The 21,532-nt window shown below is 62.0% G+C and carries 19 protein-coding genes and 2 pseudogenes; 8 read left to right on the top strand and 13 right to left on the bottom strand.

Annotated features, from left to right (window positions below; translation table 11 throughout):
* Window positions 1-26: 26 nt before the first annotated feature.
* Window positions 27-464 (bottom strand): VOC family protein, encoded by a 438-nt coding sequence (locus ACVJ5M_RS30850; protein WP_063984035.1) that lies wholly within the window; start codon window positions 462-464, stop codon window positions 27-29.
* 189 nt (window positions 465-653) lie between these two features.
* On the opposite strand from ACVJ5M_RS30850, the gene ACVJ5M_RS30855 reads away from it, so the two are divergent.
* From ACVJ5M_RS30855 to ACVJ5M_RS30880, 6 genes are all read left to right on the top strand, one after another.
* On the top strand, window positions 654-1,526 hold the full coding sequence (locus tag ACVJ5M_RS30855) for an NAD(P)-dependent oxidoreductase (protein WP_456679558.1): 873 nt from the start codon (window positions 654-656) through the stop codon (window positions 1,524-1,526).
* A 22-nt stretch (window positions 1,527-1,548) separates the two neighbouring features.
* Window positions 1,549-2,826 carry a sodium:proton antiporter NhaD gene (gene nhaD, locus ACVJ5M_RS30860; RefSeq protein WP_354095268.1) on the top strand — a complete coding sequence of 426 codons (1,278 nt, stop codon included), beginning with the start codon at window positions 1,549-1,551 and terminating at the stop codon, window positions 2,824-2,826.
* Window positions 2,827-2,963: 137 nt separating this feature from the next.
* A complete protein-coding gene (locus tag ACVJ5M_RS30865) occupies window positions 2,964-4,559 on the top strand; it encodes a sensor histidine kinase (protein ID WP_063984037.1) in 1,596 nt (531 codons plus the stop codon).
* A gap of 44 nt (window positions 4,560-4,603) precedes the next feature.
* On the top strand, window positions 4,604-4,807 hold the full coding sequence (locus tag ACVJ5M_RS30870) for a DUF1289 domain-containing protein (RefSeq protein WP_028146760.1): 204 nt from the start codon (window positions 4,604-4,606) through the stop codon (window positions 4,805-4,807).
* A 28-nt stretch (window positions 4,808-4,835) separates the two neighbouring features.
* Window positions 4,836-5,375: a TIGR02281 family clan AA aspartic protease gene (locus ACVJ5M_RS30875; RefSeq protein ID WP_063984038.1), complete on the top strand. Its 540-nt coding sequence runs from the start codon at window positions 4,836-4,838 to the stop codon at window positions 5,373-5,375.
* 366 nt (window positions 5,376-5,741) lie between these two features.
* Entirely contained in the window at window positions 5,742-6,410 is a 669-nt protein-coding gene (locus ACVJ5M_RS30880; protein ID WP_038943855.1) for an outer membrane protein, read from the top strand.
* 53 nt (window positions 6,411-6,463) lie between these two features.
* On the opposite strand, the gene dusA is transcribed toward ACVJ5M_RS30880, so the two are convergent.
* Complete coding sequence (gene dusA, locus ACVJ5M_RS30885; RefSeq protein ID WP_354095267.1) at window positions 6,464-7,459, bottom strand: tRNA dihydrouridine(20/20a) synthase DusA; 996 nt, start codon at window positions 7,457-7,459, stop codon at window positions 6,464-6,466.
* Window positions 7,460-7,593: 134 nt separating this feature from the next.
* Between dusA and ACVJ5M_RS30890 the strand changes: the two genes are divergently transcribed.
* On the top strand, window positions 7,594-8,619 hold the full coding sequence (locus ACVJ5M_RS30890) for a site-specific integrase (protein ID WP_354099194.1): 1,026 nt from the start codon (window positions 7,594-7,596) through the stop codon (window positions 8,617-8,619).
* A gap of 64 nt (window positions 8,620-8,683) precedes the next feature.
* Here the strand turns inward: ACVJ5M_RS30890 and ACVJ5M_RS30895 are convergent, their stop codons facing one another.
* The 9 genes and pseudogenes from ACVJ5M_RS30895 to ACVJ5M_RS30935 all read right to left on the bottom strand — a co-directional run bounded on the left by ACVJ5M_RS30895 (window position 8,684) and on the right by ACVJ5M_RS30935 (window position 18,529).
* Window positions 8,684-9,514 (bottom strand): DUF2285 domain-containing protein, encoded by an 831-nt coding sequence (locus ACVJ5M_RS30895; protein ID WP_028159861.1) that lies wholly within the window; start codon window positions 9,512-9,514, stop codon window positions 8,684-8,686.
* Window positions 9,515-9,636: 122 nt separating this feature from the next.
* Entirely contained in the window at window positions 9,637-9,960 is a 324-nt protein-coding gene (locus ACVJ5M_RS30900) for a DUF736 domain-containing protein (protein WP_028152370.1), read from the bottom strand.
* Window positions 9,961-11,200: 1,240 nt separating this feature from the next.
* On the bottom strand, window positions 11,201-11,347 hold the full coding sequence (locus tag ACVJ5M_RS30905; RefSeq protein ID WP_155256151.1) for a hypothetical protein: 147 nt from the start codon (window positions 11,345-11,347) through the stop codon (window positions 11,201-11,203).
* Between the two features lie 308 nt (window positions 11,348-11,655).
* Window positions 11,656-12,615 carry an ArdC family protein gene (locus ACVJ5M_RS30910; RefSeq protein WP_063986460.1) on the bottom strand — a complete coding sequence of 320 codons (960 nt, stop codon included), beginning with the start codon at window positions 12,613-12,615 and terminating at the stop codon, window positions 11,656-11,658.
* A gap of 697 nt (window positions 12,616-13,312) precedes the next feature.
* Entirely contained in the window at window positions 13,313-14,344 is a 1,032-nt protein-coding gene (locus ACVJ5M_RS30915) for an IS110 family RNA-guided transposase (RefSeq protein WP_247296495.1), read from the bottom strand.
* A 337-nt stretch (window positions 14,345-14,681) separates the two neighbouring features.
* Window positions 14,682-14,920: pseudogene (locus ACVJ5M_RS30920) on the bottom strand (IS110 family transposase); the annotation flags it as partial.
* A pseudogene (locus ACVJ5M_RS30925) lies at window positions 14,902-15,016 on the bottom strand (IS110 family transposase); the annotation flags it as partial. The pseudogenes ACVJ5M_RS30920 and ACVJ5M_RS30925, both read right to left, overlap by 19 nt.
* Window positions 15,017-15,311: 295 nt before the next feature.
* Window positions 15,312-16,811, bottom strand: a complete 1,500-nt coding sequence (locus ACVJ5M_RS30930; RefSeq protein ID WP_063984040.1) for a CoA-acylating methylmalonate-semialdehyde dehydrogenase — start codon at window positions 16,809-16,811, stop codon at window positions 15,312-15,314.
* A 251-nt stretch (window positions 16,812-17,062) separates the two neighbouring features.
* On the bottom strand, window positions 17,063-18,529 hold the full coding sequence (locus ACVJ5M_RS30935; protein ID WP_063986461.1) for an amidase: 1,467 nt from the start codon (window positions 18,527-18,529) through the stop codon (window positions 17,063-17,065).
* A 135-nt stretch (window positions 18,530-18,664) separates the two neighbouring features.
* Between ACVJ5M_RS30935 and ACVJ5M_RS30940 the strand changes: the two genes are divergently transcribed.
* Complete coding sequence (locus ACVJ5M_RS30940; RefSeq protein WP_028152372.1) at window positions 18,665-19,621, top strand: LysR family transcriptional regulator; 957 nt, start codon at window positions 18,665-18,667, stop codon at window positions 19,619-19,621.
* Between the two features lie 218 nt (window positions 19,622-19,839).
* Here ACVJ5M_RS30940 and ACVJ5M_RS30945 read toward each other — a convergent pair whose 3' ends face one another.
* Window positions 19,840-20,331, bottom strand: coding sequence for a GlcG/HbpS family heme-binding protein (locus ACVJ5M_RS30945; RefSeq protein WP_063984041.1), 492 nt, complete (start codon window positions 20,329-20,331; stop codon window positions 19,840-19,842).
* Window positions 20,328-21,515: an amidase gene (locus ACVJ5M_RS30950; protein WP_063984042.1), complete on the bottom strand. Its 1,188-nt coding sequence runs from the start codon at window positions 21,513-21,515 to the stop codon at window positions 20,328-20,330. Before ACVJ5M_RS30950 ends, ACVJ5M_RS30945 begins: the two co-directional genes overlap by 4 nt.
* Window positions 21,516-21,532 lie beyond the last annotated feature (17 nt).

Raw genomic sequence — 21,532 nt, forward strand, 5'->3', positions numbered from 1 at the left:
CCATTAGAGCGGAAACGGCCAAAAGGCTACTGCTTGCCGATATCGTCTGCCATCTCCGCGGGGGCAGCCCCCTGCTCCGCAGCGGCCTCGTAATTGAGCTCGATCATGACCCCGTTGGGGTCGTGGACGAAGATCTGCCAGAGGTCGCCGCCCGGGACCTGGCGGGAGTCGAATTTCATGCCCTTGGACGTCAGCCGCTGCTTCATGCCGTCGAACCCGCGGCTGACGAAGGCGACATGGTGGACAACGCCGGAATCCGGCTTTTGTGGCTCCGAGGTCGGGGAAATATCGACGAGGTGCACCACCGCCTTGCCCTCGCTGTACATCCAGGCCCCCGGGAAGGCGAAATCGGGCCGGGCGCCTTTTTCCAGGCCCAGCACGTCCTCATAGAAGCGGACCGTCTCGGCCAGATTCCGGGTCCGGATGTTGAAATGATCGAGGACACCAACGCTCACGCCGCCCATGCTTTCGCTCCCTTTTTTTATGTAGGACCTTAAGTCCCGCCATCCTAGCACAGGCGGCTGCCAAACGAAGCCGTTGCCCTCTGGCCTCAAGGGTTTATGGTGCGCTCCTAATCCGCCCTCATAGCGGAACCAGGCGCCCCCTCGCCCGGCAAAAACCGTAAAACCCAAACTACGGACAAGGTACCACACATGGCTAAAGTCGCTTTCCTCGGTCTCGGCGTGATGGGCTTCCCCATGGCCGGACACCTCGTGAAAAAAGGGGGCCATGAGGTCACCGTCTATAACCGCACCGCGGCCAAGGCGAAGGAATGGGCGGACAAGTTCGGCGGCAAGACCGCTGCAACCCCGAAGGCGGCAGCCGAAGGCCAGGACTTCGTGATGTGCTGCGTCGGCAACGACAACGATCTGCGCGCGGTCACGATCGGCCCCGACGGCGCGTTCGCCGGCATGAAGAAGGGCGCGACCTTCGTCGACCACACCACCGCCTCCGCCGAGGTCGCACGCGAGCTCGACGCTGCCGCCACCGAGGCCGGCTTCAAATTCATCGACGCTCCCGTCTCGGGCGGCCAGGCCGGCGCCGAGAACGGCGTGCTGACGGTGATGTGCGGCGGCGCGCAGGACGCCTATTCCGGCGCCGAGCCGGTCATCACAGGCGCCTATGCACGGATGTGCAAGCTGCTTGGGCCCGCCGGCTCCGGCCAGTTGACCAAGATGGTCAACCAGATCTGCATCGCGGGCCTGGTGCAGGGCCTCTCCGAGGGTATCCACTTCGCCAAGAAGAGTGGCCTCGACGTCGCCGCCGTGATCGAGACCATCTCGAAAGGAGCCGCGCAGTCCTGGCAGATGGAGAACCGCTACAAGACCATGAACGAGGACAAGTATGATTTCGGCTTCGCGGTCGAATGGATGCGCAAGGACCTCTCGATCTCGCTGGCCGAAGCCCGCCGCAACGGCGCCAATCTGCCGGTGACCGCGCTGGTCGACCAGTTCTACGCCGAGGTCGAGAAGATGGGCGGCAAGCGCTGGGATACGTCGAGCCTGCTCGCGCGCCTTAACCGCTGACACCTGTCGAACTGATCCCACCTTGCTGATCGCGATCGCCGTCATCTTCGTTCTGGCCTATGCGGCGATCGCGCTCGAACACCCGCTCCGGATCAGCAAGAGTGCCACGGCGCTGATCGGCGCCGGGCTGCTTTGGGCGATCTACGCGGCCACGATCGGCGACTACGCCATGGTCGGCCGGCAGATCGACGAATCCGTCGTTTCCACCGCGCAGATCGTGTTCTTCCTGATCGGCGCGATGACCATCGTCGAGGTGATCGACGCCCACGACGGTTTCGAGGTCATCACCTCTCGCATCAGCACGACCAGTCAGGTCCGCCTGATGTGGCTGATCGGCTTCGTGACCTTCTTCCTCAGCGCGATCCTGGACAATCTGACCACCACCATCGTGATGGTCTCGCTGATCCAGCGGCTGATCGCCAGGCGCGACGACCGCCTGCTGTTCGCCTCCCTCATCGTCATCGCCGCCAATGCCGGCGGCGCCTGGACCGTGATCGGCGACGTCACCACGACCATGCTGTGGATCGGCGGGCAGATCACGCCGTTGAAGATCATGGGTTCGGTGTTCCTGCCCTCGCTGGTCAATCTGCTCGTGCCGCTCGCCTTCATCAGCCTTCTGGTGAAAGGCAAGACCATCGCGCCACCACCCAAGGACGACGGAGTTCAGCTCGTCGGGTCGTTCGAGCGCAATCTGATGTTCTATCTGGGGCTCGGCGTATTGATCGCCGTGCCGGCCTTCAAGGCGGTCACGCATCTGCCGCCCTTCATGGGCGTGCTGCTCGGGCTCGGCATCGTCTGGCTGGTCGGCGAGGTCGTTCACCGCGACAAGGACGAGCATGTTCGCCGGCCGCTGACGCTCGCGCATGCGCTGACGCGGATCGACATGAGCTCGATCGTGTTCTTCCTCGGCATTCTGCTGGCGGTCGCCTGCCTCGAACATGCGGGCCTCCTGTCGATGCTGGCGCTCTGGCTGGAGGCGACGATTGGCCGCCAGGACGTCATCGTCGTCGTGCTCGGCCTGCTCAGCGCCGTCATCGACAACGTGCCGCTGGTGGCGGCGACCATGGGCATGTACGACCTCGGCCACTACCCGACCGACAGCTTCCTCTGGGAGTTCATCGCCTATTGCGCCGGCACCGGCGGCTCGATCCTGATCATCGGCTCGGCCGCGGGCGTCGCCGCCATGGGGCTCGAGCGGATCGAGTTCCTCTGGTACGCCCGCCGCATCGCCATCCCCGCGCTCGCGGGCTATCTGGCGGGCGCGGTGGTCTACGTCGCCCAGCATGCGGCACTGCACTGACCGGCACTGCGCGCGTTCAAAATTAACGCCGGGTTAACGTAATTCTTTAGCTCCTTAAGTCACCTCTTAAGGATTTCTTGCCAGAGATAGACAATGCAGAAGGCCCGCCTTTGCGCAGGCAGGAATGTTGTTGTTCGATGAGTAAACCCGCTGAAAAGCCAGAGGTCGTACAGCTTCCGGCCGAGCCGGTGAGCGCGCCATCGGCGAGCAGCCGCCGGGTTGCGTCGCAGCGGGTACGCGAGGCGCGCGACAAGTTAACGTCGACCAGCGGAACCCGGCCGGCTTTCGACGCCGAGATGCTGCGCCAATATGCCCAGACGCGGCTGTCGGCCTCCTATGTCGTGATGCTGCTGGTGGTCGCCACCGGCGTGCTGTTCGGGTTGTGGATGCAGCCGATCCCGGCCGCGGCCTGGACCGCCGGCATGCTCTGCATCCACGCCGCGATGATCCGCAGCTGCCACCGCTTCCTGACTGAGGCCTCCTCGCCCGCGGCGACGCGCGCCTGGCGGACGCACTTCGTCGTGCTCGACCTGCTCTATGGCCTGTGCTGGATGGCGATCCTGATCCATCCCGTGCTCGACATGGTCACGGAAACGCTGATGATGTTCCTGATGCTGCTGGTGATCGCAGTGTCGAGCATGCTGGCCGCCAATCTGCCGATCGCCGCCCTTGCCGCCACGGCGCCGGTCGCGGTCGCGATGGCGCTGAGCTTTGCAATCACCGGCGCGCTCGACAATTACATCCTGGCGGCGCTCGCGCTCGCAGCCGAAGGCTATTTCGTGCTGCTGGCGCACCGCCTGCACTCCTCAACTTTCGCCACGCTCGAGGCACGCGCCGAGAAGGACGCGCTGATCGGCGAGCTCGAACAGGCCAAGGCGATCTCGGACGAAGCGCGCCACCGCGCCGAATCCGCCAACGTCGCAAAATCGCGCTTCCTCGCGCAGATGAGCCACGAGCTGCGCACGCCGCTGAACGCGATCCTCGGCTTCTCCGAGGTGATGAAGAGCGAAATCTTTGGTGCGCACGCGGTCCCGGTCTACAAGGAATATTCCGCCGACATCCATAATTCCGGCGTGCACCTGCTCAACCTCATCAACGAGATCCTCGATCTGTCGCGGATCGAGGCTGGCCGTTACGAGCTCAACGAGGAAGCGGTGTCACTGGTCGGCATCGTCGCCGACTGCCATCATTTGATGAAGCTGCGCGCCTCGAGCCGCGGCATCACCATCCACGAGGTATTCGAGCAGGCCATGCCGCGGCTCTGGGCCGACGAGCGGGCGATCCGCCAGGTCGTGCTCAACCTGCTCTCCAACTCGATCAAGTTCACCCCGCAAGGCGGCGAGATCTGGCTCAAGGCCGGCTGGACCGCTTCGGGCGGGCAATATCTCTCGGTGAAGGATTCCGGCTCCGGCATCCCCGAGGACGAGATCCCGATCGTGCTCGCCTCGTTCGGCCAGGGCTCCAACTCGATCAAGTCGGCCGAACAGGGCGCAGGGCTCGGCCTGCCCATCGCCAAGAACCTGATCGACCTGCATGGCGGTACATTCACGCTGAAATCGAAGCTGCGCATCGGCACCGAGGTGATCGTCACCTTCCCGCCGGAGCGCGTGATGAGTGCGCTGGCGCCGATGTCGGACGATTCTCCGCCGCTCCAGCCGGACAGTTCCGCGGTGCCCGACGAGAAGCGCCGGCCGCGCCACAAGCCGATCATGAGCGCAGGTACGGGCTCTTAACGAGATGCTTGCAGACATGCCCGACGATCCCCCACTATGGCCACATGAGCAAAGAAACGCCGTGCGTCGCCGTCTGCATGATCGATCCCAAGACGAGGCTGTGCTTCGGCTGCGGCCGGACATTGCCGGAGATCGCGCGCTGGCACGCCATGGAGAGCACGGAACGGCTCGCGGTGATGGCGCTGTTGCCGGCACGCATGGCGGACGCGGGTTTGCAGCCGATCGCGGGATCGCCGAAACGCGCCTGACCGCCCTGCGTCGCCTCGGAGGCGCGCAATGATCCGCTTCCTGCTCGTTCTCGTTATGCTCGCTGGCACGGCCGGTGCCGTCGTCGCCTATGGCGATCCCGACCGGATCGCGCGCGCGAGCAACAAGGTCTCGCACATGTTTCGCGCGCAGATCGCCTCCCCGGCCCCGGCCGTGCAGATCCAGCGCGGCCAGGGCGGCGAATTCGCGCTGCGCGCCAAGATCAACGGCGTCGCCGCACCGATGGTGATCGATACCGGTGCGACCTCCGTGGTGCTGACCTGGGAAACCGCAAAAGCGATCGGACTGCCTCTCGAGATGCTCGAATACGACGTCGATCTCGAAACCGCGGGTGGCCACACCAAGGCTGCCCGCCTTACGCTCGACCGTCTCTCCGTCGGCCACCTCGTCGAAAAGTCGGTGCCGGCCCTCGTCGTGCCGCGCGGGCAGATGAAGACCAATCTGCTCGGCATGAGCTTCCTCGACCGCCTGGAGAGCTGGGGTGTGCGCGCCGACAAGCTGATGCTCACCGGCTACCCGGAATTGCCAGATCGCCGCGCGTTGCGATAATGCGCTTCGCTACCCGATCCGTGCGCACGATCCAGGCCCAATCAGCCGGGACTGCCTGAGCCGCACAACGCGATCGGCGCTTGTTAAATCGCCCTTGGCCGCTCTGGCGCCAGTCAAACTAACGGCGCCGCTCCATCCAGGCAGCCCCGCTTGATCCAGTCCGCGAGGCCACCTTTGCGCCAGCGCGCTGCGCTACATCGGCGCGGCTTCCAGCCAACCGCCTAACCCGAGCCCCCGCGAACAATCCATCGATGTGGCATTTCCTCCATTTACAAACCGCCTAGTCGGTTTATAACAAGCCTATTCCCGGATCGGGGTTGGACAAGGCTGCTCCGTGAGGTGCGGCCAAGTGGGAGATTGAGAGTCATGACTGCCAGAGCCGCCTTACGCCGCACGATGCGCGCCCTGCCCTTTGCCGCGGTGTTCGCCGCGAGCAGCGCCTGCGCTGCCGACCTGTCGCCGCGCTACGCCGCGCCCTCCTCCGCCTACACGGCGCCGCAGCCGGTGTATTCGTGGACGGGTCTCTATGCGGGCTTCAACGCCGGCTACGCAGAGAGCGGCGACGACGCGTTCAATAATCTCGTCGGCATCAGCGGCGGCAAGGTCAAGGGCGCCGTCGGCGGCGTGCAGATTGGCTACAACTACCAGCTCTCGCCGATGTTCGTGGTCGGCATCGAGAATGACTTCGAGGGCGGCGACATCAAGAACCACGACGCGCTCAACAGCGCCGCGGTGAGCATCCCCTGGTACATGACCGGCCGCGCCCGCGCCGGCATCGCGACGATGGATTCACGGCTGCTGTTCTTCGGGACCGCGGGTCTTGCCACCGGCGAGTTGAAGGACGGGCCGATCAACAAGATGAAGATGGGCTGGACCGCGGGCGGCGGCGTCGAATGGGCGTTCCTGCCGAAATGGTCGGCCAAGGCAGAATATCTCTACACCGAGTTCAAGCACGACGATCTGCCGGACTGGAACGCCGCGAAATTCCACACCTTCCGCGTCGGCGTGAACTATCATTTCGATCTGCTCCGCTGAGACGGATCGACGAGGAGCCGGATTTTCACGATCCGGCTCTTCACCCGTTTGGGCTAGGCCGCGGCCTCCGCCGGAGCGCGCGCACCGACACGTGCGATCGCATCGCGCAGCACGTCCACACCGGCGCCCGGCTTCACCCCCTGCTCGGCAAGATGGCGGCGGAAGGCGCGCGCACCGGGCACGGCGTGGAACGCCCCGACGAAATGCCGCGTGATCGCATGCAGCCGCGTGCCCCGCGCAAGCTGCTGCTCGATATAGGGCATCATCGCTTCGAGCGCGTCCTGCATCGTCGCATGCGGCGCCGCTTCGCCGAAGATGTCTTGATCGACGGAGAGCAGCCGCCATGGCTCCTGATAGGCGGCGCGGCCGAGCATCACGCCGTCGACGTGCTCGAGATGCGCTTTCGCCTCGTCGATACCGCGGATGCCGCCGTTGATGATGATGGGCACATCAGGCATCGCGCGCTTGAGGCGATAGACGCGGTCATAGTCGAGCGGCGGGATGTCGCGGTTCTCCTTCGGCGACAGACCGTTGAGCCAGGCCTTGCGGGCATGCACGATCAGCGCATCGCAGCCTGAGGCGACCACTCCGCGCGCAAGCGTATCGAGCGCGACCTCCGGATCCTGATCGTCGATGCCGATGCGGCATTTGACGGTGACGGGAATGGAAACCGCGCCCTTCATCGCGTCGACACATCGCGCCACAAGCTCCGGCTCCGCCATGAGGCAGGCTCCAAAGCGGCCATCCTTCACACGATCCGACGGGCAGCCGACATTGAGGTTGATCTCGTCATAGCCGAACTCTTCGCCGATCCGCGCCGCCTGTGCGAGCTCGCGCGGATCCGACCCGCCAAGCTGAAGCGCCACCGGATGCTCGACCGCGTCGAACCCCAGCAGCCGCTCCCGGTCGCCATGAATGATGGCCCCGGTCGTCAGCATCTCCGTGTAGAGCAGCGCCCGCCGCGTCAGATGGCGATGGAACACCCGACAGCGGCTATCGGTCCAGTCCATCATCGGAGCCACAGAAAAGCGATAGTATTGCGATTTCAATGATTTACCTTATGCTTCAACAGGATGAAACATGAACATGTGCACTCCAAACTAGCCGAAATTGCACACGTTTGTACCCGCTTCGACCTCTCAGTGCACACGTAGCGCACACGATTTGGGGAGTGCACACGACCGTGGCCAGCTTCACTCAGTTGCCGTCCGGGAACTGGCGCGTCCAGGTACGCCGCAAGAACCGCTACGTGGCAGAGACCTTTCGTCGGCGCAAGGACGGTGAGGAATGGGCGCTCGATATGGAGTGCAATATTGATCGTAGCGGGTCGCCGAAGCCCCGCGCCGCGGTAAGAGCGAAAACCTTTGGCGATATTATCGATCTCCATATCGAAGACATGCTCGAGGTTGGCCGCCCTCCCCGTAGATCCAAGGCAGCCGTCCTGGAGGCACTGAAGGAGGACCTCGGATCAACGAAGCTTCCTCGCCTCAACCGCGAACGTTTGATCGAATATGGCCGCAAGCGAGCGAAGGAAGGTGCAGGACCAGCTACGCTTGCGATCGACATGTCGTTCATCAGAACCGTGGCAACTCACGCAGCTGCCGTTCACGGCATCGAGATCTCTGCCGAAGAGGTTCGCCTGGCACGCGTGGCGCTGAAGTATTTGGGTCTCGTTGGAAAGTCCGACGAGCGAGACCGGCGACCAACTCAGGATGAGCTTGACGAGCTCATTGAATACTTCGAATCCAACTATCGACAGGTCATCCCAATGGGCCGCATTGTCCGATACGCGGTCGCAACGACGATGAGGCAAGAGGAGATTTGCCGGCCCGACTGGCCGGACGTTGATTTGAAGAAACGGATCCTCCTAATCCGAGACCGCAAAGATCCAAGGGAAAAGGATGGCAATGACCAGCAAGTACCACTCCTTAACCTAACTGGCTATGACGCTTGGGAGCTCTTGCTCCAGCAGCGCATCATTACCAGAGGTCACCCGCATCTTCTCGAGGGTGTTCTTGGTGAGCCGCAGCCAGGCTGCGGCCTCTACGGTGTTGAGAAAGGGCTTCTCGGCTTCCTTGTCGTCGTTTCCGGTCATGCAGAAGTGTTCCTTCTTACAGCCCACGCAACCCGTAGGTGTGTGAAGAAGCGTCGTCCGATCGGGAGCGGTTTAGGGAGTGGCGAAGTTGGGCGAGGCGCATTCCGCCACTAGGCGCGCGCAAAATTGGTCTAGTGAGCGGGGAACTCGGCCAGTCGGCTAATCCGGCAAGGCCTCGTTAACCCAGGAGGTCTCGATAGCCACCTCGCATGAGCTCGTTGCCTTTCGCGACGAGCCGTCGCGTGCGGTCCTTCAAGAATTGACTATGGCTGCGCCATTCCTCGGTGACTTTCTTCTCTCCGAAGATCGTGATCGCGATCTCGCGGTAAGTCTTGCCACGACGGCTCTCATCGAGCGCGATGAGCGCGTGTTGCAAGCGCTCGTCGTTTGCAAATGGCGATCGCTGAGAGGCCTGGAAGCCCTGCTCAGTGAAGCGCTTGAGCTGCTTCAGGAGGTCCGTCTGGGCCGAGAGATCGGCGAGATCGTGCAGTTCGAAGACTGGCGCGAAGGGCAATGTCAGGGCGCGCAGGCCGTGGATTTCGAGGGGGATATGGACCCCGCCGCCTTTCAAGAGGACGAGCGGGACGCCTTCGGCGTCGATCACGGCACGTCGATCAACCTTGAAATCTGCGAGCGTCATCGCGCCGCTTTTGTCCTCCCCTGTCGGCCGAGTTGCCTTCAACCGGACCACGCGTTTGAGAGCGCTCGCATGCCAGAACACGGGCGTTTGCGCGGCATCAAGCGTGGGATTGGCGAAGGCGTGGAGGCCCCATTTCTCCGCCCGGGGAAAGCGTCTCGGCAGCCGCAACAGCTTTGTGCCGTCGATCAGCGTGATGCATGGCAAGCGTTGTGGCACAGAGCAACGCCAGTCTTTGGCGTAGTCCTCGTTGCGGCGCAGGAACTCCCAGGCCCAATCGCTGCCGTCATAGGCGACGGGATTGCAGCCGACAGGATCGCGGGCAGCACGATCACCGGCGCCTTCGCGCGACGGCGTGACAGAATTTTCCAATGGTCGCCCCAGCAGACAATGTCCCTATGCAGATGGTTTCGACCAATTGAGGCACGAGCGCAACTCCGAGAGAGCGGTCAAGTGAGGGCCCCCGCGACCGGTGTTCGCGGGGGCCGTTGGCGTTAGTCGCCGGGGTTCCAGATCAGGGCGAAGACGCTGTCGTCGTCCTGGCCGGCGGCTCGGCCGAGATTGGCGTAGAGTTTGCGCGGACCGAACTCCGGCGCTGCCAGCGAGAGGCTCACATAGTCCTTGCCGCTGTTCTCGCCGCGGCGGATCCAGCCTGCCCCGATCTCGACGCCCTGGGTCATCACGCGGAAGTCGGGGTGGATGTCGGCGGTCTTGTCGCGGTTGGGGATGATGTCGATGTCGGCCCTGATAGAGACGGTGCGGAGCTGCCCTTTGTAGCTGCCGTTGTCGTTCTTGGTGACGTATCCGATTGCGGTCATGGTCTTTGTCCCTTGTTCGCGAGGAGCCGATCCCCTCGCGATGGCTGGACCGTGATGGGAAGCGAAACGCCTTCGAACCCGCGTTGACGCGGGGCGTAGCGCATGCGGAGCACCTGAGCCGATGGCTTTTTTGGAGCGAAGCGGCCGCGAGGAGCCGGACTTGTCCGGCGGGGAAAAAAGCTATGCGAGCGAGGGTTTGGCAGGCGGAGCCCTTCCCATAGGTGACTCAGCCACGCGCAGGGAGATCGGACCCGCTAACACAGAAGGACAAAGGCCGACGCACGTCGGAATGTCTCGAGACGATGGCGCTCGAGGGCTACCGCAGTCTCTCATCAGTGCCTCGGCGTCGACATCATCCCCAACCGCGCCAAGGCCGCCGAGACCCGCTCTGACGTTCGTGACATGCCCCGGCGTATCGCGATCGCTACAGGTTGGACCTGCTCCGGCGAAACAGCAGCAAGGACTATGTGAACCTCGCCCTGGCAGCGCCAACCTCCGGCCTGCCAGCTCTGCCGCATTCTCGGCGGGCGGCCGGCGAGGACGACGACAGCGTCGTCGCCTTGATCAGGAAATCCACCGACTGACGCCAACGGTCTCCGCCAGCATCGGTCGCGGGGCCCTCTCGTCACGGCTTTCTCTTAAAGGCGTCCTGCGAGCACGGAGCCGCGTGTTGGAGACGGCTCACTTAGGATCGCCTTCTCTTGGGACTGCCTTCTCTTGAGATCGCTGTCTCATGGGGCAGCCGTTGCCTGGAATTGCCGCGGCAGCGATGCGACGGCATCGGTCGCTCTTCTCATGCAGCGCTATCTTCTCGAACAACGTCGAGCGACTCGAAAAGCGCGATCAAGCCGCCTCACTGTCAATCTTTCAAAACAGTGTTACACTTTTTTCTGTGCATACCGATTCCCGGTTTGCATCCATTGAGGATTGACGGAGGGCATATGGCTAAGAAAGCGAAGAAGGCAAAGAAGACCGTCGCGAAGAAGGCGAAGAAGGCCGCCAAGAAAAAGTAGTAGGTCTTCGGGCATCGAGACCCGCTTTCGCTCCCGCCAGAGGCACGCCCCTGAGGCATTTGGCCTTTGTGGACTTGCCACCTGATTGATCTCACGGCGATGGCTGGAACGATAGCTCGTCGTTAAGCCGGATCGTAGACGCGCCGGGCGCGATACGATCCGGCTTTGGCGTTTTGGCAATAGAGCATTGCAGGCTGCGTCAGGACGGCGTCGCTCTTTCCAGCCAATCAGAGCTTGTTCACGACGATCGTGAGGCACGACAGCAGTACGGCCGTTGACGTCAGTGCCGAGACGCTCACCACGACCTGAGCAACGCAAATACGCCTGAGCTTCACTGCATGCGGTTCGGGAAACGCCTTGAAGGGATCAACCATGGTCGGCTCCATGATGCGCTGCACGCGCTCTGCTTGGACCCTCCAATAGGCTGAGTCGTCAGAATCGCTTCCGGCTAAATTTCCACCTCGCCCGATTGACTCCAAGGCGACTCGGACACCGCAGAATTCGGGCGCAAATTGCGTCCTTGCGCCCGAATCGAGAGCGTCAAGGGCTGGTAAACAAAGGGTTAATCATCTCGCAGGCGCGGGCCGAGATAGCGATTATTTGGCGTCCTAATGACCGATCGGAAACGCCATGTAGCGCGGCACACAGGCGGCGGCCGCACGCGGCTCATCGAGGGCGCGGCTCAGGGCGCCCTCGCCTTCGCTGCGGCCGCTCGGTTGTCTTCGCTGAACGCGAGCAGAAAATCGGCGGCCTTGGAGGCTTTGCTTGCGGCCCGAAAAATTGCGCGGCTGTCGCTGCGGAGCACGTCCAGCCATGAACCGAGATAGTCGGCATGCCGGACCGTCGGCTTGATGGAGAGCGCGGCGCAGACAAAAGCGGCGGTCAACTCGGCGACCAATTCCTCATGGGCGTAAGGTTTCGAGCCGAAGGTACCCGTGAGGTCGCGGTTCAACCGGTTGGGATGGCCGGTCCAGTGTCCGAGCTCATGAAAGAGCGTCCGATAGAAGTTGATCTGCTCGAAGAATGCCGGCTGTGGCGGGATGTGAACGGTATCTGCCAGCGGCAGATAGAATGCGTCCGCGCCGCCGATGCGGATATCGGCAAGCGTTGCCTTGGCGAGCGCCTCGGCCTGCGGCACGAGCTGCCGCTCGGGCAGTTCGGGTGACGCGAGGCTGAGATCGGCCGGCAATTGGTCGCATTGATCCAGATTGAAAACCGTGTAGCGGCGCAGGAAGGGAATACTTGCCTCCCCCTCCTCCGCCTGCCCCTCTGTGCCTCGGCGCGCAGAATCTTGCGCGCGCTTGGGGACGAAGCGGTCGGCATAACAGACCGTCGTGCCATGCTCTCCTTTGCGTACGGTGCCGCCGAGGGCTGATGCCTGATTGAAGGTGAGCCACCTTTGAGAGGTGAAGCCGGATTCAAACATCTTGCCCCACAGGATCAGGATATTGATCCCGGAATAGGGATTGCCGGTCGCGGCATTGCTGGGCAACGCAAACGCCTTGCTCTCACCACTCGCGCCCCAGAGTCGCGCCCATGGGAAGGTGCCGGCCTCCAGGTCGGCGATGATGTGCGAGGTGATTTCTTCGTAAAGGCTCGGTTTTGTCATCGTCGTGCAATCACGCTTGCGGCCCTTGGTCATGATGATCTCCGTCAACTCTTCTTCCGCAACCTGCCCCCGGAAGGCGGGGTGGGCGGCGAAGAGCGACCGGAAAGCCCCGAACACTTGAGGTGGGCCGCACCGGAACGGCCGGAGCGCGAGCGGAGGACCGCGCCATCATCATGATCGTCCTGGAGGAGCAGAGAGGGGCGCGGTTGCGGCTCACCGGTTCGGGGCTATGCGGGAGCGCCGCCTACCCCGCCTTCCGGGGGTAAAAACAAGCGCCGGCCGCTTACGGCCGGCTTCATCAAAGAGCGCCTCCGGCGACAATTCTGCTGTGTGGATTATCGCGTCAAGTCACTCGTCAGATTTGGAGATATCGAACGACGACTCCATCATGGTCCTACGCCAGGGATCGAAGCCGGCAGGCCGAGACCGAAAGGGCTCGGGTTCATATGTGGACGTATATGGACCCCGCCCGATTGCAACGACTGGCTTGATCAGGATCGACGGCCACAACTGCTGACGTATATCCGGCTTCTTGATGCGGCTGGACAACGTCTCCGCCGCAAGCCTCGATGGTTTTCGCCCGCTTCCACCTCAACGGCCCCGAGACATCGGCGCAAGCCATGCCGGTCCACACATCAGGTTCGGGAAGCGACGGGGTGACCGTTTCGCCATCTCCTGCCATTTGTTGCAATTGCCGGTGAGACCTCCTTTCCTTGATTGCCGCTTCGCTTCAGGCCGCCTTCACCGAAAGCGCCGGCTCATAAGCCGCGCCGCCTGTGAGCATAGCCCACACGATCCGCGCGTTCTTGTTGGCAAGAGCCACGGCCGCGACATTGGGATGGCGCCGTTGCCGCATCTTGCCGAGCCAGAGGCTTCGCGGATCCTGCTTGCCATTAGCACGGCTTAAAGCGGCGCGAGCTCCGTGAATCATCAGCGTCCGCAGGTATCGATCGCCCCGTTTGCTGATGCCGAACAAGCGGGCCCGCCCTCCACTGGATCGCTGCTTGGGTACCAGACCAAGCCAAGCCGCGAACTGTCGGCCGTTCTTGAAACAGCTTCTATCGCCCACGGCGGCGACCAAGGCTGTTGCTGTCACAGGTCCGACGCCTTCGATTTTGCCGAGCCGCTGGCACTGCTCACTCGTACGGAAGATTTCCCTTATCCGCCGGTCATAGGCTGCAATGCGGGTATCAAGCTCGGACAACTCCTCTTGCAGTTCCCTCATGAGCGCTCGGAGCATCTCGCTGAGGTCGTCATTGATGTTTCCTACGATGACCGCGAGGCCACGCCGCAGCTGCGCGATGTCACGGGCAATGACAATCCCATGCTCGGACAGAAGACCGCGAATCTGATTGACGAGCCTGACTCGATCGGCGACCAGGCGCCGGCGAATGCGGTGGACGGCCTGTACCGCCAGCTGATCGGTTGATTTCGGTGGCACGAAGCGCATGGACGGACGACCGACCGCTTCGCAGATGGCTTCCGCATCGTTCTGGTCGTTTTTGTTCGACTTGACGTATGGTGTCACGAACTGAGGGCTGATTAGTCGGACCTGATGGCCAAGCTCCGTGAGCACGCGAGCCCAATAGTGTGCCCCGTTGGAAGCCTCCATGCCGACCAGGCAGGCCGGTAAATTGGCGAAAAAGCCGGCCACCGCATCGCGACGTAACCTCTTTCGCACAACGACTTTCCCGTGGTTGTCGACGCCGTGAACTTCGAAGACATACTTCGCCAGATCTAGACCTATCCGAACGACCTGCATAACATCCTCCTTCGCTGCAGTTGACGCTTGAGATTCCACCGCGGCAAGGGCGGGGTCCATACCATTGGCCCCCGACTTGCAAGGACGGCTCTAGCAGCTTGCGCGGATCGCTTGCGCTCGTATGTCCGGCCTGTTTTCGGGTCTTGCGACCACCGGCCAAGATGGGCTCCGCGGACAGTGAGATCCAAACACGAGAGCGGCATTTTCTGCCGGTAAACCGAGCGGAGCATTTCACTGAGCGGCTCGCGCCGAACGTACCACCTCTTACTATCCTGCAAGTTCCGCCCTTAGCGTCAAACCTGCCGGTCTGGCGCCAAGCTCTGCATTTCGTTCAAGTCTATGTCGGCATCGGCATGACGCTGCTTGCAGGTCGAAACCGCTCGCCGCTGACCATCAGTTTCCAGGCAATCCGCGCCAGCTTGTTTGCCAACGCTATGGGCACTAGCTTCGGCGGCTTGCGTGCGCTGATATCTTTCAGCCAGGGCCAGGAGCGAGTTTCCGTCGGCGAATATCCGCGATCACAGCCGTCGCGCCAGCGACCAAAACGGTTCGCAACAAACCTGCCCGCGCCTCAACTTACGCCGTAAAAACCAGCTGCTCTGTCCCGTCAACGCCATGCAGCTGAAATACAATCTTCGACGTATCCAGGCCGGTGCGAACAATCGTTTCCACGGGCGGCTCCTTCGTTTGAGGTCAGCGACGACCTCATCTTGCCACGCGGTGTGGCGGAAGGGGGCCGTCCCCCCAACACGAGAGACCGCTGCGGGCCCTTGGCCGCACGCGTCTACGCGCAAACACCACTCCAGCCAGTCGAGAACCACTATGTGGCGTCATTGGCGATGATGACACCGAATTGCTGCGCGCCTCGTGGGGTGGCGCTGTCAGCGGGGCCTTTGCTGAGAGAACGTCGTGACGGGGAGAAAGTACACCGGTCGCTACCGACACGCACTGCCGGTGCTCGGCCCCACTAATGGAAGGTCGGCATGGCAAAATTGACGTCCAGGCGAATGTCTGTGGGCCATCGTGTCGTAATCGTCTTCAATTGCGTGTAGAAGCGCACTCCCTCTGGACCGTGGATATGATGACCACCGAACAGAGAGGCCTTCCAACCTCCAAAGGAATGGAAAGCCATGGGAACGGGGATAGCAACATTGACCCCCACCATGCCGACGCGTATCCGATGCGCGAATTCACGCGCTGCTTTCCCATCACGGGTAAAGATCGCAGTACCGTTGCCAAATTCGCTTCGATTGATCAGGCTGGCGGCAGCTTCGAAGCTTTCCGCACGCACGACGCAAAGCACCGGTCCGAAGATCTCTTCTCTGTAGATCGTCATATTCGGCTCAACTTGGTCGAAGAGAGAGCCCCCAATAAAATACCCCCCTTCGTGACCCTGCATCTTGAAACCACGACCGTCGACCAGCAGGTTTGCTCCCTGGGTCACGCCCGATTCGATGTAAGCGCAGACCCTCTCTAGATGCTGTTTTGTTATCAATGGCCCCATCTCAGCGTCAGGATCGGTCGCCGGTCCGATCCTGAGCGCATGCACCCTGGGGGCCATCCGCGCGATCAATTCGTTAGCCGTATGTTCGCCGATTGGCACCACCACGGAGGCCGCCATGCAACGCTCGCCTGCCGCTCCATAGGCCGCTCCCATCAAGGCATCCGCAACTTGATCCAAATCCGCATCAGGCATCACGATCATATGGTTCTTTGCACCACCTAGCGCTTGACAGCGCTTTCCGAAGCGGGCTGCCGTCTCGTAGACGTATCGAGCGATCGGCGTCGACCCGACGAAACTCACTGCCGCAACATCCGGATGGACTAAGAGTGCATCGACCGCTTGTTTATCGCCCTGAACGACATTGAATACTCCTGGCGGAAGGCCGGCCTCGGTTAGCCACTCGGCGAGCAGGATCGCGGCAGAAGGAACGCGCTCCGAAGGTTTCAATATGAAGCAGTTGCCGCAGGCAAGAGCGACTGGAAACATCCACATGGGGACCATCGCGGGGAAGTTGAACGGCGTAATCCCTGCCACGACCCCAATCGGCTGTCGGACCGAATGACTGTCAACCCGTGTTCCGACGCTTTCGGTAAACTCCCCTTTCAGAAGCTGCGGGGCACCGGTCGCGAACTCAACAACTTCAATGCCTCTTTGCACTTCGCCCATCGCATCAGCGAGCACCTTGCCATGCTCCGCGCTAATCAGAGCTGCCAGGCGTTCCGCCCTTTCCTCCAGAAGCCGCAAGAACTTGTTGAGAATTCGTGCTCGGCGCAGGGGAGTAATCTCCGACCAGATCGCGAAAGCCGCAGTCGCACTCGCAACCGCGCGATGAACGTCCGAGCCGGATGCAAGAGGTACCAATCCCGTGTGCTCGCCTGTCGCCGGATTGAAGACCGTTGAGGTCCGTCGACCCTGACCTACGCACCGCCGCCCATCGATGTAATGGCCAGTGTATTTCGCCATACCCACTTCTCCCTACCGTTACATCAGATTGTTCGGCCTGCCGAAGAACACTCCGAGAGCTTCCATCGACCTCAGCGGGCAACGAAAACCATGAGCCAAGAACTGTACCAGCGACGTCGCAAGTCACGCTCATCGTCTGGCCCCGGTCGCTCGATCCATTCAAGCGAGACTTCCGACTTCGCCAAAGAACAATAGATGGTCGCACATCCGAGCGCCCCCTGATGAACGTCAGTACGTTCTCGTTCCGGTCGCTATTCGCTGCGCGTCGCTCCGACGCCGTCCATCCTCTTTCGTGATCGCTTAGTCAGATCGACCATCCTGAAGTGCTCGGGTGACACCAGTTCGTAAGCCCGCGCCGTGGCGAGTACGCCTGAGTCATTTCCTCGTGCGCCAACAAATTGCAGTCCAATTGGAGCTCCAGAAGCCGTCATTCCGCAAGGAACTACGCACGCAGGCTGCTGGCTCAGATTGATGGGAAAGCTGAAGGATGCCCACTCGGTCCAATGGCTAAGGCCACTACCTTCTGGCACATCTCGCCCGGCTGCGAACGGAGGAATGGCGGCGGCTGGAGAGACCAACACATTGTAACTCTCGAGCAACTCGTCCATGAAGGCGCCGAATTCGGCGCGAAGCACTTGGGCAGCCACCAGGGTAGCAGCGTTGTACTCACGGCCTTTCGCGGCGGCCAACAGGAAGCCGGCATCGTATACTTCGGAGGCAACTTCGCCCGCTGAGACGAGCCGATTGGCGGCCCCCGAAAACCAGTGGATATGGAACAGCTCAAGAAGATCAATGGAAGGCAATTCGACCGGCTCGACGATCGCTCCCCACTCCTCCATTCGCCGAACCGCAGCCGCCACACTCAATTCCACTTCCCTGTCGACGTGTCCTACAGGGGGAGTTGACCAGTATCCGATCCGCATCCCCGTAAAGTCCGCCTGCCGCTTCCCCAATCTTGGTAATTTGCCTGCGCCCTGCGCCCAGTCGCGCAAGTCGCGCCCAGACATCGCCTCAAGCATGGCTTCAGCATCGCCAACGCTTCGTGCCATCGGACCGATGTGCGCCACTGTTCCAAAAGCGCTGGGAGGATGAGCGGGCACACGTCCGAATGACGGCTTATGTCCGACTATGCCGTTGAACGACGCCGGAATGCGTATCGAGCCACCGCCATCGCTACCCAAATGAAGGCTGCCCGCTCCGACAGCTGCGGCTACCGCTGCTCCTCCGGAGGATCCTCCTGCCGTCATCGAAGGATCCCAGGCGTTGCGCGTCACGCCAAAGAGAGGAGAGTCGGTAACCGCCTTCCAGCCGAATTCCGGCGTTGTTGTCTGCCCGATGAAGATCGCGCCTGAGCGGCGCAGCCTCTCGACCGACGGCGCATCCCTTTCACACGGCGAAGCTGTCGTCGTGCGGCTGCCGCACCGAACCGACCACCCCTCGACCCAGACGATGTCCTTAATCGTTGTCGGGACGCCATCGAGGTCTGACAAGGGTGCGCCGGACCTCCAGCGAGCTTCGGACCGACGCGCCTCATTCCTAGCCCGATCCCGGTCGATAAACGTGAACGCGTTCAGCTCCCCGTTGACTGCCTCAGCTCTCTCCAAAGCGGCTTCGGTCACCTCAATCGGTGACAATGTCCCCTTCTTATAGGCGGAAAGCACCTGGGCTGCATTCAGCCCACATATGTCGGTCCCATCAGGCGGACTGAAGACGTCCATAGACACTGCTTTTCCCTCTCTCACAGTCAGGAGCGGTCAAACTCGGCTCCGTCCGGCGAGCATTAGGAATTTACGAGCTGGTCATAAAATGCATAATTTGTAGAAAGACCATCGATCAACTGTAGGGAACGCCTTGTGGATCTTACGATTCGGCAAATTCGATACGTAAGCGAAGTCGCCAGGCTTGGCAGCATGCACGCAGCATCGGTGAGTTTGCGGATCTCGCAATCGTCGATCCTTGCGGCGATTGAACTTGCTGAAACCGAAATGGGCGCTCGAATCTTTGAGAGGCGTCCCTCACGCGGGGTCAGAGTAACCCCGGCGGGAGAACGCTTTATCTGCGCAGCCCGCTCGATGCTGACCGCCGATGCAGAATTCAAAAGGACGATAGCTCGCTTGGGAGGACTGAGCACGCCGGCAATCCGTATTGGCTGCTTCAATCCTTTCGGCGCACTTTTCATTCCCGACACACTGAAGCGCTACATCGAGCGCGTTGGGCCGGTTGAGATTTCTGTGCTCGAGGGAGACCAGTTGCAGTTGCGAGAATGGTTCGCAAACGGAGCGGTCGACCTGGTCGTAACTTATGATATCGGACCGCACTTCAAAGAGAACACAACACGCGTCTGTAAAGTACCTGCGCATGCGCTAATTTCGCGATCCGACCAACTCGCGCGTCAGCCGGCCGTATCTATCGCAGAATTGGCAACTCGGCCTTTGGTTCTGTTGGATTTGCCACAGACCGCGCTGTATCTCCTTACATTGTTCGATGTGCTGGCAACTCAACCAACGATCGGCTTCCGCACGCGCAACTACGAGACTATCAGGACCTCTGTTGCGTGCGGGTTTGGAGTTTCTGTGCTCAACATGCCCCCACTGGGCCACGCTTCCCCGGACGGCACTGAGCTTATCCGGCTGCCGATAACTGACGATCTGCCCGCACCCACGCTCGTCATCGCCGACGTTTACGGATCGAATAAGCCCGAATACGTGCGAGTCCTCATCGACGTTATCCGTGAGTTCTTTCGAGATCTCGGCCCGCACGGATTCGCTATCGCTACTTTGAAGAATGAAGAAACGCTTTTCGACGTTTAGCCAACGTCCCTTTTGGCGCACTTGGCTACAGACCGACAACTACCCCATGCGAGCGGGAGCACACCTCACTCACGCCCCTCAACCAAGGGGCAAGTTTAGCGATCCATCCCGGCCCGCTCTTGACCCAGTGCAGACATTGCTCCACCGAGCCTAGCAATCACTTTTGGCTCTCTTCCGCCCCTTGGCCTATGTCGTCGTGCGCAGACCGACCGCTGGCTTCAAATCCTCGGCTGAAGCGTCGCCCCCCTGATGATCCCGGTGTCTTCCGCGCCCATCGGCGTGAAATCGACGCACATGTCTGCTCCCGGGATCGCGGCCGCACCGGCCCGGGCGACAGCGAGATCCTGTGTGCCTGATCCGGAGCCCGCCGCCACTGCGCCAAGGATGAACCCATCGACGCGGATCGGGAGACCACCGATCAGATTGGTCCAGCGATTTTCATGCGCGAGAGTGACCTGGATTTCCACGTCCGCGTGAGCGCTGCCGGTCGGCGAGCCAGACAGTGCCGACGTCCGTGCCTTGTTGATGGACGAGGTCACGCTAAGTCCCTTCGAGCCGTCCATGCGCCCGAACGCCAGCAGATTGCCGCCGGTATCGACCACTGCGATGCACATCGGCTGTCCAATGCGGGTCGCCTCGCCGATTGCCGCGTTGAGCACCTTAAGCGCGCCTTCGAGGGTCAGCGTCCGTGCTTCCTTGATGTCGGTCATGCCAGTCCAATCGAGAATTCCCGCGCCAGGGTGCGCGCTGCTGCGACCAATGCCGCATCGCCGCCGCGCCAGCCAATGAGGGACAGCCCGACCGGAATAGAGCCGGATGTAGCGACGGGCAGGCTGACCTGTGGAAGGCCCGTCAGGCCCGCGATACCGGTCAGGTCGACAATCCGCTGTACCGCCGCGCGAATGTCCGACAGGCGCGCGTCGCGGCCTATCGGCAGAATGGGCGAGGTCGGCAGGCACAGCATGCGGCGCCCCTCGAGCAAATCGTTGAGCCGCTTCGATACGCACTCGCGGAAAGCCTTGGCGGCCGAGAGGTCACTCGATTCAATGCGGCCTTCGTCGGCAAACGCGCCGGCTACCTCCGACGAGAAGCGCGGGTTCACGCGATCGATCCAATCCCGAAACGTGGCGTGGAATTCACACTTCTGCAGGATGCGCTGGTGGCGCGCCCAGTCGAGGAGCGCGCCTTCGGCCAATGGCGACGCGGTGATCGCCACTGCATCGCGCATCCGATCAACAACCGGCTGCAAGGCGCGCCTTACCGGCTCGTCGGCGATGGCAAAACAGTCGGCCGCAACGACGATCTCGCTGGGCAAGACATCGGGCGCCTGCTCTCCGAGTAGCACCGCGCCGACCCGGCCGAAAGTCAGGGCATCGCGAGTGAAATAGCCAACGGTATCGAATGATGGCGCCTGGGGCATCATGCCGGCGATGGAGATACGACCATGAGTCGGACGCAGGCCGTAAATTCCGCAGAAACTCGCGGGGATGCGCACTGAGCCGCCGGAGTCGGTACCCAAGGCAAAATCAGCCAGGCCGCCGGCAACAGCGGACGCGGAGCCGCTCGACGAGCCGCCCGGTACACGGTCCGGCGCGCGCGGGTTCAGCGGCGTGCCGTAAAACTTGTTGATGCCAAGCAGCCCGAGCGAGATCTCGTCGGTGATGGTCTTGCCCGTCAGCGAGGCGCCGGCGCCCAGCAGAGCGTCGACGGCCCAGGCGTCGGCCTTTGCGATCTCGTGGGTGGCAGCCCAGTCCGGATTGCCGCAGCCGGTCACGCCGCCTGCAACATCGAACAGGTCCTTGACCGCGAAGCTCAAGCCCGAAAGTGGCCCTGAGCCGTGCGGCGCCCGTTGGATGATGGGGCCTGGAACGAAAGCGCCGAGCGTGTCTTGCACGGTGTTTCCCCGATGAA

The sequence above is a fragment of the Bradyrhizobium sp. S3.7.6 genome (genome assembly GCF_054061875.1).

Excerpts from the sequence above, each read along its gene's own strand:
- ACVJ5M_RS30865 (WP_063984037.1), top strand. The coding sequence starts at position 2,964 with ATGAGTAAACCCGCTGAAAAGCCAGAGGTCGTACAGCTTCCGGCCGAG.
- ACVJ5M_RS30915 (WP_247296495.1), bottom strand. The coding sequence starts at position 14,344 with ATGCAGGTCGTTCGGATAGGTCTAGATCTGGCGAAGTATGTCTTCGAA.
- ACVJ5M_RS30945 (WP_063984041.1), bottom strand. The coding sequence starts at position 20,331 with ATGACCGACATCAAGGAAGCACGGACGCTGACCCTCGAAGGCGCGCTT.
- ACVJ5M_RS30855 (WP_456679558.1), top strand. The coding sequence starts at position 654 with ATGGCTAAAGTCGCTTTCCTCGGTCTCGGCGTGATGGGCTTCCCCATG.
- ACVJ5M_RS30850 (WP_063984035.1), bottom strand. The coding sequence starts at position 464 with ATGGGCGGCGTGAGCGTTGGTGTCCTCGATCATTTCAACATCCGGACC.
- ACVJ5M_RS30910 (WP_063986460.1), bottom strand. The coding sequence starts at position 12,615 with ATGACCAAGGGCCGCAAGCGTGATTGCACGACGATGACAAAACCGAGC.
- ACVJ5M_RS30875 (WP_063984038.1), top strand. The coding sequence starts at position 4,836 with ATGATCCGCTTCCTGCTCGTTCTCGTTATGCTCGCTGGCACGGCCGGT.
- ACVJ5M_RS30880 (WP_038943855.1), top strand. The coding sequence starts at position 5,742 with ATGACTGCCAGAGCCGCCTTACGCCGCACGATGCGCGCCCTGCCCTTT.
- ACVJ5M_RS30900 (WP_028152370.1), bottom strand. The coding sequence starts at position 9,960 with ATGACCGCAATCGGATACGTCACCAAGAACGACAACGGCAGCTACAAA.
- ACVJ5M_RS30870 (WP_028146760.1), top strand. The coding sequence starts at position 4,604 with ATGAGCAAAGAAACGCCGTGCGTCGCCGTCTGCATGATCGATCCCAAG.
- ACVJ5M_RS30905 (WP_155256151.1), bottom strand. The coding sequence starts at position 11,347 with ATGGTTGATCCCTTCAAGGCGTTTCCCGAACCGCATGCAGTGAAGCTC.
- ACVJ5M_RS30930 (WP_063984040.1), bottom strand. The coding sequence starts at position 16,811 with ATGGCGAAATACACTGGCCATTACATCGATGGGCGGCGGTGCGTAGGT.
- ACVJ5M_RS30935 (WP_063986461.1), bottom strand. The coding sequence starts at position 18,529 with ATGGACGTCTTCAGTCCGCCTGATGGGACCGACATATGTGGGCTGAAT.